The organism is Mycobacteroides sp. CBMA 271 (assembly GCF_009729205.1).
In the GTDB taxonomy this organism is placed as follows: Bacteria; Actinomycetota; Actinomycetes; order Mycobacteriales; family Mycobacteriaceae; genus Mycobacterium.
Map to the genome: position 1 here is coordinate 89,433 of NZ_VTHB01000004.1, position 12,651 is coordinate 102,083.

13 protein-coding genes are annotated in these 12,651 nt (G+C 64.5%); 7 read left to right on the plus strand and 6 right to left on the minus strand.

Annotated features, from left to right (window positions below; genetic code table 11):
- The first annotated feature begins 21 nt into the window (after positions 1 to 21).
- Together FZI91_RS11755 and FZI91_RS11760 are read left to right on the plus strand one after the other, a co-directional pair.
- Positions 22 to 2,025 carry a glycoside hydrolase family 15 protein gene (locus tag FZI91_RS11755; protein WP_155939205.1) on the plus strand — a complete coding sequence of 668 codons (2,004 nt, stop codon included), beginning with the start codon at positions 22 to 24 and terminating at the stop codon, positions 2,023 to 2,025.
- A 26-nt stretch (positions 2,026 to 2,051) separates the two neighbouring features.
- Complete coding sequence (locus FZI91_RS11760; RefSeq protein ID WP_239001633.1) at positions 2,052 to 2,852, plus strand: hypothetical protein; 801 nt, start codon at positions 2,052 to 2,054, stop codon at positions 2,850 to 2,852.
- Between the two features lie 74 nt (positions 2,853 to 2,926).
- Here the strand turns inward: FZI91_RS11760 and FZI91_RS11765 are convergent, their stop codons facing one another.
- Genes FZI91_RS11765 through FZI91_RS11785 form a run of 5 tightly spaced genes read right to left on the minus strand, consistent with a single transcriptional unit; the run spans position 2,927 to position 7,765 of the window.
- On the minus strand, positions 2,927 to 4,168 hold the full coding sequence (locus FZI91_RS11765; protein WP_162525614.1) for an FAD-dependent oxidoreductase: 1,242 nt from the start codon (positions 4,166 to 4,168) through the stop codon (positions 2,927 to 2,929).
- Complete coding sequence (locus FZI91_RS11770) at positions 4,155 to 4,676, minus strand: hypothetical protein (RefSeq protein WP_155939206.1); 522 nt, start codon at positions 4,674 to 4,676, stop codon at positions 4,155 to 4,157. The genes FZI91_RS11765 and FZI91_RS11770 overlap by 14 nt, the downstream gene beginning before the upstream one ends.
- Positions 4,673 to 5,830 carry a hypothetical protein gene (locus FZI91_RS11775; RefSeq protein ID WP_155939207.1) on the minus strand — a complete coding sequence of 386 codons (1,158 nt, stop codon included), beginning with the start codon at positions 5,828 to 5,830 and terminating at the stop codon, positions 4,673 to 4,675. Before FZI91_RS11775 ends, FZI91_RS11770 begins: the two co-directional genes overlap by 4 nt.
- A gap of 1 nt (position 5,831) precedes the next feature.
- The gene (locus FZI91_RS11780) at positions 5,832 to 6,245 is read right to left on the minus strand and encodes a hypothetical protein (protein WP_155939208.1); all 414 of its coding nucleotides are present in this window, start codon (positions 6,243 to 6,245) and stop codon (positions 5,832 to 5,834) included.
- A complete protein-coding gene (locus FZI91_RS11785; protein WP_155939209.1) occupies positions 6,242 to 7,765 on the minus strand; it encodes a hypothetical protein in 1,524 nt (507 codons plus the stop codon). Before FZI91_RS11785 ends, FZI91_RS11780 begins: the two co-directional genes overlap by 4 nt.
- 60 nt (positions 7,766 to 7,825) lie before the next feature.
- Between FZI91_RS11785 and FZI91_RS11790 the strand changes: the two genes are divergently transcribed.
- From FZI91_RS11790 to FZI91_RS11810, 5 genes are all read left to right on the plus strand, one after another.
- A complete protein-coding gene (locus FZI91_RS11790; RefSeq protein ID WP_162525613.1) occupies positions 7,826 to 8,086 on the plus strand; it encodes a hypothetical protein in 261 nt (86 codons plus the stop codon).
- Between the two features lie 389 nt (positions 8,087 to 8,475).
- Positions 8,476 to 9,504, plus strand: a complete 1,029-nt coding sequence (locus tag FZI91_RS11795) for a sulfate ABC transporter substrate-binding protein (protein ID WP_375234343.1) — start codon at positions 8,476 to 8,478, stop codon at positions 9,502 to 9,504.
- An 80-nt stretch (positions 9,505 to 9,584) separates the two neighbouring features.
- Positions 9,585 to 10,358 (plus strand): sulfate ABC transporter permease subunit CysT, encoded by a 774-nt coding sequence (cysT, locus tag FZI91_RS11800; RefSeq protein ID WP_155939508.1) that lies wholly within the window; start codon positions 9,585 to 9,587, stop codon positions 10,356 to 10,358.
- On the plus strand, positions 10,355 to 11,167 hold the full coding sequence (gene cysW, locus FZI91_RS11805) for a sulfate ABC transporter permease subunit CysW (RefSeq protein ID WP_155939211.1): 813 nt from the start codon (positions 10,355 to 10,357) through the stop codon (positions 11,165 to 11,167). Before cysT ends, cysW begins: the two co-directional genes overlap by 4 nt.
- Positions 11,168 to 11,180: 13 nt before the next feature.
- Positions 11,181 to 12,239, plus strand: coding sequence for a sulfate/molybdate ABC transporter ATP-binding protein (locus tag FZI91_RS11810; RefSeq protein ID WP_155939212.1), 1,059 nt, complete (start codon positions 11,181 to 11,183; stop codon positions 12,237 to 12,239).
- A 247-nt stretch (positions 12,240 to 12,486) separates the two neighbouring features.
- On the opposite strand, the gene FZI91_RS11815 is transcribed toward FZI91_RS11810, so the two are convergent.
- Positions 12,487 to 12,639, minus strand: coding sequence for a zinc transporter permease (locus FZI91_RS11815; RefSeq protein ID WP_155939213.1), 153 nt, complete (start codon positions 12,637 to 12,639; stop codon positions 12,487 to 12,489).
- Positions 12,640 to 12,651 lie beyond the last annotated feature (12 nt).

The following is a 12,651-nucleotide window of genomic DNA, read 5'->3' on the forward strand; positions in this document are numbered from 1 at the left end:
AGTCGCACCTACGATGGTGCGATGGTGTCAGACGTCGATGAGCCGCTTGCGCAAAGAGCGGCAGACCCAGATCCGGAGCTGTCGCTAGAAGGACTGATCTCCAGTCAGTCTCCTGTTCAGCGTCGCGGTCCGTTCCCACCGATCGCCGACTATGCGTTCCTCTCGGACTGGGAGAACACCTGCCTGATCGCCTCCAACGGGTCGGTGGAGTGGATGTGCGTCCCACGCCCGGACTCGCCGAGCATCTTCGGGGCCATTCTCGACCGCAGCGCCGGCCATTTCCGGATCGGCCCGTACGGACACAACGTGCCGGCCTCGCGCCGCTACCTGCCGGGCAGTCTCATGGTGGAAACCACCTGGCAGACCAAGACCGGCTGGCTCACCGTGCGCGACGCGTTGGTTCTGGGTCCCTGGCATGACGTGAACTCGCGTTCGAAAACGCATCGGCGCACCCCGACCGACTGGGATGCCGAGCACATCCTGCTGCGCACCGTGCGGTGTGTCAGCGGGACCGTCGAGGTGCTCATGAATTGCGAGCCCGCCTTTGACTATCACCGCGACGGGGCTACTTGGGAGTACACCGGCGACGGATACGGCGAGGCGATCGCCCGGGCGGCCAAGAACCCCGAGGCCAACCCGACACTCAAGCTCACCACGAATCTGCGGTTGGGGCTGGAGGGCCGCGAAGCGCGGGCGCGTACCCGGCTCACCGAGGGCGACAGTGTGTTTGTCGCGCTGAGCTGGTCGAAACACCCTGTACCGCAGACATACGCGGAGGCCGCCGACAAGATGTGGAAGACCGCCGAAGCGTGGCGGCAGTGGATCAATATCGGCGAATTTCCCGACCATCCGTGGCGGTCATATCTGCAGAGCAGCGCGTTGGTCCTCAAGGGACTGGCGTACTCGCCGACCGGTGCACTGCTGGCGGCGTCCACCACATCGCTACCGGAAACACCTGGGGGAGTGCGTAACTGGGACTACCGATATTCGTGGGTGCGAGACTCGACGTTTGCGTTGTGGGGCCTGTACACGCTGGGTCTGGATCGCGAGGCGGATGACTTCTTCTCGTTCATCGCCGACGCATCGGGTGCGAACAATGGGGAAAGACATCCGTTGCAGGTGATGTATGGCGTCGGCGGTGAGCGCACCTTGACCGAGGGGGAGTTGCCGCACCTGTCCGGGTATGACGGGGCGCGGCCGGTGCGGATCGGCAACGGCGCGTTCGACCAGATCCAGCACGACATCTGGGGCACCATGCTCGATTCGGTGTATGTGCACGCCAAGTCGCGGGAACAGATTCCGGCGACGCTGTGGCCGATTCTGAAGAACCAGGCCGAAGAGGCCGCACGGCACTGGCATGAACCCGACCGTGGCATTTGGGAAGTGCGCGGAGAGCCGCAGCATTTCACCTCGTCGAAGATCATGTGTTGGGTTGCAATGGATCGTGGCGCCAAACTCGCCGAGATGCACGGTGAGAAGAGCTATGCGCAGCAGTGGCGCGGTGTCGCCGACGAAATCAGGGCAGATATTCTCGAACACGGCGTGGACAATCGCGGCGTGCTCGTGCAGCGTTATGGTTCAACGGCTTTGGATGCCTCGCTGTTGCTCGCGGTGCTTAACCGCTTCCTGCCGCCGGACGATCCGCGAATCCGGGCCACGGTGCTGGCGATCGCCGATGAGCTGACCCATGACGGTCTGGTACTGCGCTATCGGGTCGAGGAGACCGATGACGGGCTGTCCGGTGAGGAAGGCACCTTCACCATCTGTTCGTTCTGGTTGGTGTCGGCGCTGGTCGAGATTGGCGAGGTGCGCCGGGCGCGGCATCTGTGCGAGCGGCTGCTGTCTTTTGCCAGCCCGCTGCAGCTTTTCGCCGAGGAGATCGATCCGCGTACCGGACGGCACCTGGGCAATTTCCCGCAAGCGTTCACCCATCTGGCGTTGATCAATGCGGTGGTGCACGTCATTCGGGCCGAGGAGGAGGCCGATGTGAGCGGCGCCTTCCAGCCGGCAAACGCACCCACGTGACGTTTGGGGTCCGCTAACCTCATCGAATGAGGACCAGGGGCGGGTTAGCAGTTGTCGCGGTGCTGATCTGTGCAACCGCATGTATCCCGACGGGCGGGCGAGATCGAAAGCCCCCGGCACCGCCGCAGACCACCCAATCCACCACTGCACCAACGACATCGAAACCGGCGATGTCGCTGACCCCGGCGCCGGCGGCGCCGACCGCCAAGCCGGCATTCGGCTTCACCCCGACGTTGGAGGATGTAAGCGGCAAGCAGGGAAAGGTCGAGTACAAGGTCAAATTGCCGCTGGTGACCGGAGACAAAGCGGCCGCTAGGGATAGGTTCAACGAGGGCATGCGCACGGCACTGAATGACGTGGCGCGCGGGTTGGACGATCCTAAGCTCACCGCGGCGGCGACGGTTGGTGACGGGCAGCTGTATGACAAGCAGACGAGCCGGGTCTACTTCATCGGTCCGCATGTAGTCGCGGGTGTCGCGATCTTCTACTGGAATGCCGGTGGCGCACACCCGAACCAGTCGGTGGCCACCATCACCATTAATACCGATACTGTCAAGCCGATCATGTTTGGTGACGTGTTCCTAAACCAAGATTCGGCGCGGGAACAATTGCGGAAGCTGGCGCAGGAATTCGGTCCGCGCGACCAAATCAAGGCGGCCGGAGACATGAAGGCCGAGCAGTTCCTGCATTGGGTGCCCGCGCCCAATGGGCTGACCTTCTTTGTCACCGTTCCGCACGTTGCCGGGGATTCCGTCCCGGTCACCGTGCCGTGGGAGAAGATTCGTGATCAGGTGGCTCCCGGTATACAGACTGTGCTCAGCGGGTAGGCGGCGAGCGCGGCGTTGCGCACCAAGACGCGCCGAGTTTGGCGTGCATAACGTGGCGCTCGCGGGTGGTTCGATCAGCGACGCGCGAAGTCCGGGGCGTGCTCCGGCAGTGGACCAATCGCCACCCCATAGGCCGGAATTGCCTGCAACCATGGGTATTTGGTGGCAATCGACAGAACCGAGGCGATCTTGGCACTCGGAGTTGTTGTGGTCGTCGAGTCCACCGCGGAGAACACCCGCCGATGCACGGCCCGCTGCACACGCTGGATCAAGGCCGTCGGCGCCCATCGGCGCAGCTGCACCTTGCGGAGGTCCGCGGTGGTGAGCGTGCCGTTGCGCAGCGGCTCGGCGAGGATGCGTGCGGTGGCCACCGCATCGGCGATGGCGAGATTGATGCCGACCCCGCCGACCGGGGACATGGCGTGCGCGGCGTCACCGATGAACAGCAGGCCGTCTCGGTACCACTTGTGAAGTCGATTCAGCTGCACATCAAGCAGTTTCACGTCGTCCCAGCCGGTAATCGCCTCGGTGCGATCGGCCAGCCACGGCACCATCTCGGCGATCCGGTCGCGCAGGACCTGGACGTCGCCGCTGCGCATCTGCGAGTCGGTGCCCTTGCCGATGAGGTATCCGCACTGGAAGTAATCGCCCCGATCGAGCATCACCATGAACCGGTTGGTGCCGACCCGTGCCCGCGGCCCCTTCGGATCGTCGGGACGCTTAGGCAGGCGGAACCACCAGACATCGATCGGAACCCCGAAGGATCGAGGGCGCATCCCCGCTGCCGCGCGTAGCACCGAGGCGCGGCCATCGCAGGCGACCGTGAGATCGGCCTTGAGCTTCCCGGTTTCCCCTGTGGCGGTGCGATATTCGACTCCGGTGATGCGATCGCCGGAACGCAGGAGCCCGGTGACCTCGGTGCTGCGCAGCAGCCGGAAGGTGGGCTCGGACTCGGCCGCGCTGGCCAGCAATTCGAGGAAGTCCCATTGGGGTGCCATCGCGATATGTTTGTGCGGCCCGGGAAGTCGATGGAGATCGCCTAGCCGGAATGTCTGCTCTCCGAGGTCCACGGTGACCTGCTCCACCAGATTGTGGGGCATGGCCGCGAATTTCGCGCCGAGCCCCAATTCGTCGAGCAGATTTAAGGTGCTCGCATGCACGGTGTCGCCGCGGAAGTCCCGCAGGAAATCGGGGTGCTTCTCCAGAACGGTGACGGGGACGCCCGCACGCGCGAGCAGCAGGGCCAACATCATCCCCGCGGGACCACCGCCCGCGATGGCACAGGTGGTGCCTTGTGACTGATCAGCTTTCGTCACGCGTCCTCCTCCAGGCCGCGATCAAGACGCCGGCCAATGCGAACACGGGAATCAACGAGAATGTCCAACTCAAGGCCAGGGGTGGTCCCGGTTGGGGGAGGACCTCCACATCAAGGAGACCCTTTCCGGGGCCGCGCGGACCGGTGACGTCGAAGATGAATTGGTAATGACCTTCTTCTTGCAGCGCCCGGATGTCCAAACCCCAGACATCGCGCTTGCGCGGATGGCGCGCCAACGGTTCCGGGCGTGGTTCCCGGCCGTCGGGAGTCACGATGGTGAGGGTGCCCGATTTTCCGGTAATCCCATCGGCGGGGATGAAGGTGAAGTCCAGGGATTGCATGGCGCGCAGCGGCCAGGTGGAGAATCCCACCGTCAGCTGATACGGACCTGCGGCCACCTGCTCGGTGTGCACCACGTTGACGGGTGCGTAGGCGTTCGCGGGGGCGCTGACGCCGAGGGACAGTGCCGTGACAGCGATGAGCGCCAGCAGGATTCGAGAGAGCTTCATGCGACGGCCTCGGCAGGGTCGGTCTGGTTTCCGGGCACCCGCAGCATCAGCGCGATGCGCTGCGCTAAGAATCCGGCGAGCGCACCCAGCACCAGCCCAGTGAGTCCGACGGTGAGGTGACTGCTCCACGGGTCAACCCGTTCGTGGTACAGCATTGACCCCTGTAGCAGATATCCGATGCCCGCAGCCGCGCCCAGGAAGGCGCCGATGATCGTCATGGGCCAGCGTTCCCACTGACGGTCCTTGGTGAGATACAGCAGAGCTGCCGCGAGTGCGGCGAACACGCCCAGGAACACGGGCATCATCCCTGGTATTGCGGGTGGTCCGCCCCACAGGTCGTCGCGTAGCGGCAGGCCCACTGCGGCAGCGTATTCGCGTGCGGCCCACGGCGAGAACCACCAGAAGATCGCTTGTATTGCGCCCATGGCCGCCGCCACGCCGAGTGGTGCCAGCGGCGACCGCACCACACCCGCGACGATCAGCAGGACGAGCGGGACGGTGAATGCCGAGCCCAGCGACAGCGGGTTGAAGGCGAACTTGAACGCGTAGAGCGCGGTGAACGGAATCGCCGTCATCGCCGCAACTATCGAGGATTGCGCCATCAAACCGACCACACCCCAACGGAATCGACGGGCCGCGGCGAAGGTGACAACGCTGCCGAGATCGGTGACGGTTCCCGATACGAACAGCGCGAAATGCGGCGGAGAGGCCAGGATCGCGTCGAATCCGTAGACGGTGTGCCACCACAGATCGAGCAGCCCGTACAGCAAGAAGGCGGCAGCGCCGCACCCTGAGAGCAGGAAGCCCAAGGGCGCGGTGAATTTTCCGCCGAGTACACGAATCGGGACGCCGCCCACCCACCGTGGCGCCTCGTCACCCGCGCGCTGGACGGCGGTGACCATCAAAATCATGGCGAGGCTCACGATCCCGCTGATGGCGCTGCCCGAATACAGGAAGAGGTGCGGCAGCGTGAAGAACGTGTCAGGTCCTACGTCGCTATGCCATTGCACGTCCCAGGTGGTGCCGACGGACCCAACCACGCTGCCCAACAGCACCCCGAATGCGCCCAGCGGTGCGTACTTCTCGACGGTCTCGCGGGTGATTCGCGTCGTCTGCTCCGCACCGGCATGCGCGGTACTTGTCTCGGGGCTCATCTCAACCTCCACTGACCCATAGTGGCACTGTCACGCGTTCATCGGGGTCACCCGCTGGCGGTGTAACCGTCACGACGATCTCCCAAGGCCCGGCCATGGACAGCATCACCTGGTCAAACTTGGTGCGACCGGACACGACTTCCCGCAGTGGCGGCATCGCATGACCCATCAGCGGCATGACCAATTCGACTGTCACTGACTCGGATTCGGGGAGGTCATGCTCCTCCTTGCTGTCGACCGCGATTTCCAGCGCGGTCGTACCGACACGCGGGCTGTCGACTGTCACCGCAATGGCGTAGTGCTCGGTACCTGAATACAGAGTGATGGCCTGCGGCGCACTGGGCCAGCCAATCCAGGCCAGCGCCAGTACCGCGGCGACGATCACCGCGAGCCCCGCCCACACTCGAGGTGTCATGAGATGTCCAGTCGTATGGGGATCGTCAGCACCCGATAGTCGCGCTGAGCCTGAATCCACGCGAGATACCGACCTGGTCTGGGGAAGGTGAAGGTAAACGGCACATTCGGGCCAAAAGCGGCCACCGTCTCGTCGGGCGGGCTGTCGCCGTTCAGCGGTGGGACCCCGACCACGGGTGCCATCGAATCATGTTCCATACCAGGCATATCGGTACCACCATGCCCGCCCATGGAATGCGCGTGTGCCCAGACCGCCGAATCCTGCACCGCGGTACCGAGATCGGCTGAGGGGGTGTCGGGCGGTATCGGGCCCGCGATCACGAGATGGCCGAGCATGCCGAGCCACGGCTGTAGGACGGGCTCCGAGCCGACGCTCGCGGTGACAGTGGTCGGCAGTCCCGCGTGCAGGCCGGTGGCGGTCACGTGCACGTGCAGCCCGTCGATCATGCGCATCCCTGGGCCCACGAACGGTGCCGGCGTGGCGGGCTTCCCGCCTCGCGAGGTGAGTCCGCCCGGCAAGCGCACCGTCTGCACCCCGCCGCCGCGTCGCACGAACTCTGCCGATACCGCGTATCGGCCCGCCGCCGTCGTCGAGAGCGACACCGAATAGCGGCCCGGCGCAACCCTTATCGGATGCAGATGCGAAAGCCTTCCGTCCGGCGCCACCACCAGCAGGTGGATCAATGCGCTGTCATGGATCACCACATCGTCGGCGGGTAGCCCGGTCGCGGTGTCGATCAATGAGAAGTAGACATCCGATGCGCGCCCCGATTCGAGCACCGGCTGCTCGGCGATGAGCATGGCTGAGGGGCGGGAGTAGTCGGTGACCGCGGGACGGTCCAGTAGGTAGGGGTTGGCGGCGTTGTCGACGGTGGGGTCCCGCTGTGCTCCCGGCTCGGGCGGCGGCGGTGCCGACGTGGACAACACGGCCCCGGTGATGGCGACCGCGAGAGCCAGGGCCGTGGCCGTCACCGGCAGCGCGATCCATATCCCGCGACGTACCCGGGTGGCCACCACCAGTGAGACCACCAACAGCAGTCCGGTGGCGGCCAGCCCCACGTAGGCCACCCGCTCGGGTGGCGACATCGCCTGACCCATGAGTACCAGCGGGATCCGGGCGGTGTGCACACCGTCGCTGATGGTGAGGTCGGCCGGCCCGGTGCGGTCGACGTTGAGGGTCGCGCCGTACGGGCCTGGCTTCTCGCCGAGGATCACCATCGCCGTCGACGTGGGGACACCCGGAGCCGGTTGCCGCTCGTCGGTGCTCGCGCCGGTGGGCACCAGTTGCAGCCGGAGCGGGCCGGCCGCGGTGCCTTGGTGAGTGATCACATCGACGCGCAACGGTCCCGGGATGCTGGTGACGCGGCGCGCGATCACGGTGAGCTCACGCGGGCCGAGGCTCTGCGCGACCTGTACGTCGGCACCCGCGGCGGCCGAATCGGCCAACGCCACGGGGGCACCACTGCATAGTGCGAACAATGCGAGCACCAGGAACAGGCATATCTCGCGCAAGCGGCTCATCGTCACTCAGTCTGCCCTGCCCCGGCGGGCGCGCGCGGGGGTCCCGCCTAAACTGGCGACGTGAACAGCGACAGCGTGATCGGCCTGCTGAGTTGGTGGGACGGCGTGGAGCTGTGGCTCAGCGGGCGCGGGTTCATTTTGCAAACGATCATCGTGATGCCAGTGGTTCTGACGTTGGCGTATGCGGTGGCGGTGGCCGGAGACAAGATCCTGTTTGTGCTGCTCAGCGTGATGAGTCGGTTCGGCTGGTCGGATCCCGTACAACGCCATCCCGTGGAGGCGGCTGTCGCGGCCTCGGTGGTTCCGGCGGACCCGTCATGAGTGGCATGCCGCAGTCACGCGTGACATTGGCCCTGATTGCGCTGGCCGTTCTGGTGGTAGTCGCCTGGCTGTTGAGTCGCTAACGACTGCTCGTTGAGGTAATAGCGCGTCTACCAGGTGATTCGTCCGTCAAGACCGCATCAATATCCTCTGCTAGGCTTCCCGCCATGCTTTCCGGATACCAGCCGCGCCATCAGTTGGCGCTCATTGCTGTGGGTCCGGTTGTCGACGTCGCCTGTTGTCGCTGACGGTTTTCGCCCGTCCGCGCGTGCCGCCTTGGCCCAGGTCTGTAAGACCCTCCCGCTGAGCTGACGATCGCATCCCGTGGCCGAGCCCGTGAGAATCCTTCTTGGTTCCTCCCTCAAGTCCCAGCCACGGAAAGGGTCGTCTTGATCCCCAGTAAGTCATCGATGCGCAGACTTGGTGCATTGGTTGTCGCGACCGCGCTCACCGCCGCCTGCCAGGGCGGACCCAGCGATGTCCCCGGCGGCGGGCGAGGCGGGGACGCCGATACGACGCTCACCCTGGTGGCCTACGCGGTTCCGGAGCCCGGATTCCGGGAGATCATTCCTGCCTTCAATGCCACCGAGGCGGGTAAGGGCATTCAGGTCACCCAGTCCTATGGGGCCTCCGGTGACCAGTCGCGCGGCGTCGAAGGCGGTAAGCCGGCCGACATCGTGAGCTTCTCGGTGGAACCGGACATCACCCGTTTGGTCAAGGCCAAGAAGGTGTCTGCCGACTGGGACAAGGATGCATTCGGTGGCATCGCGTTCGGGTCGGTAGTGACTGTGGTTGTCCGCAAGGGCAATCCGAAGCACATCAAAGATTGGGACGACCTGCTGCAGCCCGGTCTGGAGGTCATCAGCCCCAGCCCGCTGAGTTCCGGCTCGGCCAAGTGGAATCTGTTGGCCCCGTACGCCGCCAAGAGCGAGGGCGGCAAGAACCCGCAAGCCGGACTGGATTTCGTCTCCAAGCTGGTGCGTGAGCACGTCAAGATGCGGCCGGGTTCGGGTCGGGAGGCCACCGAGGTGTTCGTGCAAGGCAGCGGAGATGTGCTGATTAGCTACGAGAACGAGGCCATCTTCACCGAGAGCCTCGGCAAGCCGATCGAGCACGTCAACCTGCCGATCACATTCAAGATCGAGAACCCGGTGGCGGTGGTGTCGGAGAGCCTGCACATTAAGAAGGCCACCGAGTTCAAGAATTTCTTGTACACCCCTGAGGCGCAGCGGATCTGGGCCAAGGCCGGGTTCCGGCCCGTCGATCCCGGAGTGTCCGCGGAGTTTGCGTCCTCCTTCCCGGTGCCGTCCAAGCTGTGGACCATCAAGGATCTGGGCGGGTGGAAGAGCGTCGACAAGGAATTGTTCGACAAGAACGACGGATCCATCACCAAGATCTACAAAGAGGCGACCGGATGAGCACCCTGACCGAACCGGTATCTCCCGCCAAGTCTGACGCGGCTCCGGGCCGTTTCCGTAAGCGCTTCAGCGACGACCCGCTGCGCATCGGCGTGGCCAGCATCTGGCTGTCGGTCATCGTGCTGCTGCCGTTGGCAGCGATCGTGTGGCAGTCGGCCGAGGGCGGATGGACCGCATTCGCCAGCGCCATCACCTCCAACTCGGCCTTGGCCTCGTTCAAGGTGACGCTGCTGATCTCGATCGCGGTGGCCGTCGTCAACGGAATCTTCGGTCTGTTGGTGGCCTGGGTTCTGGTGCGCGACAACTTCCCCGGCAAGCGGATCGTCGACACGTTGATCGACCTGCCGTTCGCGTTGCCGACCATTGTGGCCAGCATCGTGCTGCTCGCGCTGTACGGCCCGAGCAGTCCGATCAATGTGCATCTGCAGCACACCAAATGGGGTGTCGGGATTGCCCTGCTCTTCGTGACGCTGCCCTTCGTGGTGCGGGCCGTGCAGCCGGTGTTGCTCGAGCTCGAACGGGAGGTGGAGGAGGCTGCGGCCTCGCTGGGCGCTAGTAACCCGGTGATCTTCAGCAAGGTGATTCTGCCGGCGCTGCTGCCTTCGCTGCTGTCCGGCATTGGTCTCGCATTCTCCAGGGCCATCGGCGAATTCGGTTCCGTCGTCCTGATCGGTGGCGCGGTGCCAGGGGAGACCGAGGTGTCCTCACAGTGGATCCGGACGCTCATCGAGAACGACGACCGAACCGGTGCCGCGGCCATCTCCATTGTGCTGCTCGCCATTTCGTTTGTGGTGCTGTTCATCCTGCGCGGGCTGGGTTCGCGTGCGGCCAAGCGAGAGGAGCTTGACCGATGACGCTCTCACCGGCCGTCAAGTACGCGTTGCGTGTGATCGCGCTGCTCTACGTCGCGGTGCTGCTGATCGTGCCGCTCGGGTTGATTCTGTGGCGCGCATTCGAGCCCGGTCTGGTGCAGTTTTGGCAGTACATCTCCACGCCCGCCGCGATCTCGGCCTTCAACCTCTCGCTGCTGGTGGTGGCGATCGTGGTGCCGCTCAACGTGATCTTCGGGGTACCGACGGCATTGGTCCTGGCCCGCAACAAGTTCCGCGGCAAGGGCATCCTGCAGGCTGTCATCGACCTACCGTTCGCGGTGTCGCCGGTGATCGTCGGTGTGGCGTTGATCGTGTTGTGGGGCTCGGGCGGTCTACTCGGATTCGTGGAGAACGACTGGAAGTTCAAGATCATCTTCGGGCTGCCCGGCATCGTGTTGGCGAGCATTTTCGTGACGTTGCCGTTCGTGATCCGCGAAGTGGAACCGGTGCTGCACGAGATCGGCGACGATCAGGAACAGGCCGCCGCGACGCTGGGTGCCAATCCGTGGCAGACGTTCTGGCGTATCACCTTGCCGTCGATTCGTTGGGGTCTGACCTACGGCATCGTGCTGACGGTCGCCCGCACGCTCGGTGAGTACGGCGCGGTGATCATGGTGTCCTCCGGGCTGCCCGGTCAGTCGCAGACGCTGACACTGTTGGTGTCCGACCGCCATCTGCGGGGCGACGAATACGGGGCGTATGCGCTGTCCGTCGTGCTGATGGGCGTGGCGCTGATAGTCCTCGTCGTGCAGGTGGTTCTCGACCGCAATCGTGCCAAGACCTCGAAATAACCAAGAAGGAATCATGACTGCCTCCAACGCTCTTCGCGCAAGCGGCTCATCGCAAGAAAACACCATTACCGTCCGGGGCGCCAATAAGCACTACGGTGATTTCGCCGCCCTCGACAACATCGACTTCGATGTGCCCAGCGGATCGTTGACCGCGTTGCTGGGTCCATCGGGTTCGGGTAAGTCGACGCTGCTGCGCTCGATCGCTGGGCTCGATCATCCCGATACCGGCACCATCACCATCAACGGCCGCGATGTCACCGGCGTGCCGCCGCAGCGTCGCGATATCGGTTTCGTGTTCCAGCACTACGCCGCGTTCAAGCACCTGACCGTGTGGGAGAACGTCGCCTTCGGGCTCAAGATCCGCAAGAAGCCGAAGGCGGAGATTAAGAAGAAGGTCGACGATCTGCTGGGTGTGGTGGGGCTCAGCGGGTTTCACACTCGCTACCCTGCGCAGCTCTCGGGTGGCCAGCGCCAGCGCATGGCATTGGCGCGCGCGTTGGCGGTCGACCCGCAGGTGCTGCTGTTGGACGAGCCGTTCGGCGCGTTGGACGCCAAGGTGCGCGAGGACCTGCGCACGTGGCTGCGGCGCCTGCATGACGAGGTGCATGTGACCACTGTGCTGGTGACTCACGATCAGGCCGAGGCGCTCGATGTCGCTGATCGGATCGCGGTGCTCAACAAGGGGCGCATCGAACAGGTCGGGTCGCCGGAGGATCTCTACGACCGTCCGGCCAACAGCTTCGTGATGTCGTTCCTGGGGCCGGTGGCCAAGCTCAATGGAATCCTGGTGCGCCCGCACGATATTCGCGTGGGGCGCAACGCGGACCTGTCCCGCGCCGCCGCGGAGGGAACGGGGGAGACCACCGGGGTGACCAAGGCGACCGTTGATCGGGTGGTGTATCTCGGCTTCGAGGTGCGTGTCGAGCTGACCAGTGCGGCGACGGGCGAGCAGTTCACCGCGCAGATCACCCGCGGTGACGCCGAGGCGTTGGGTCTGCATGAAGGTGATCCGGTGTACGTCAGGGTGACACGGTTCCCCGATGTGGGTGAGCTGGCCGAGGTCGCGTCCTAGGAGTCGCCGCGTTTCGGAGCACACCCGCAAGTGCCCTGCTATGAGCGACAAATGCCGCTCCGTCGGTAGGTAGTGCCATCGTGCGGGAATGACTGACAAGAAACTGGTACGCGGTGTTGAGCTGCGGTACCTGCTGACGTTGTATGTGCATCGGTGCTGTTGTCGCTCGTAGCCGGGCACAACGAAGAGTGCTTCTGATAAAGAAATGGCCCCCGGTGTTGTCCGGAGGCCATCGCTACTTCAAGGCTCAGTGCTCGTCGTAGTGATCACCATGCGGGGCGTGGCGGTGTCCGTCGTGAACATAATCCACGTGATCGTCGTGGGTAACGGCCTCGTGGCCGCACTCGGGGCCGTGAACATGATCGGGGTGGCTGTGCGTCTCGTGCTCGGTGCTCGTCATGACATAGACACT